We start from the raw sequence: 857 nt of genomic DNA, 5'->3' as shown, positions 1-857 counted from the left end.
ACGCTGAGCCCGTCGATATGCTCCACCAAGGCCTGGATCAGGGTGCCGAGAAGCTTGCCCGCACTGCTTTGGGCCGTCAGCACCATGCCATGCACATCGCCCTGAAGCCCGGCCGGCGCGCTCGCTCTGTCGAAGGTGAGCGTGATCCCCTCATAGCCGGGCGTACGGGATTCATAGGGCAGCGAATAGTCGACGGCGACGACATCGCCTGGACCATGGCTGCGCTTGCGACCGTCATAATCGGCGACTGCGCTTCCGCGTGTCAGCACATAGAGCGACATCTGGGAGATCGGCCGGTCGTCAATGACGCGCTGGCTCCGGGACATGGACATCGCCGATCCGCCATTGATCTGCACGAAGGCCTCGGGGAGCTGCCAGGAGCGGCCGTGGAAATCGAACTGGGCCGGGTCTGCATCGGCCGGTATGGCGCAGTCGACCAGGCGCGACAGCGCCGTCTTCCAGGCCGCGAAACACTCCATGCCCGGGGGGAACGGCCAGGCAATGCTGCGCGAGGCGCATGTCTGCGAATGGGTCTCGGGCCTGGGCAGAGGCGCCGGCCAGGGGCGTCCCGCGACAGGGCGGCCGATCGCGCCGCCAGATGCCGAAGCCTGTGAGAATGGGGACGGGGCGATCTGCGCTGCGCTGGGTCGATTTGAGATAGTCATATGTCCCCCCGCGGTTCCCCGTTGGCCCATCGCTGGGAACGAGGCGCTTTGGGAGAAACTCTAGTCGAGGCGGCGTATTTACCGGCGTTAATCCGGCGTTACACGACCGTTAATCTTGCGCRCCGCACCTTCAGGCCGTGCGGGATGTGACTTTCGAGAGACTGTTGGCAGCCAGCCCCTGCTGTCGTGGCG

The 857-nt window shown here is 65.4% G+C and carries 1 protein-coding gene; it reads right to left on the bottom strand.

What is annotated here, in order from left to right; genetic code table 11:
- The coding region (locus AC1D34_RS38050) for an AraC-like ligand-binding domain-containing protein (RefSeq protein ID WP_476827088.1) at positions 1-479 on the bottom strand (479 nt) is incomplete at its 3' end.
- Positions 480-857 lie beyond the last annotated feature (378 nt).

The sequence above is a fragment of the Allobosea sp. P1_A7 genome (genome assembly GCF_056406775.1).
The sequence above is the reverse complement of the archived record's forward strand: the minus strand, read 5'-3'. Positions and strand labels throughout refer to the sequence as shown.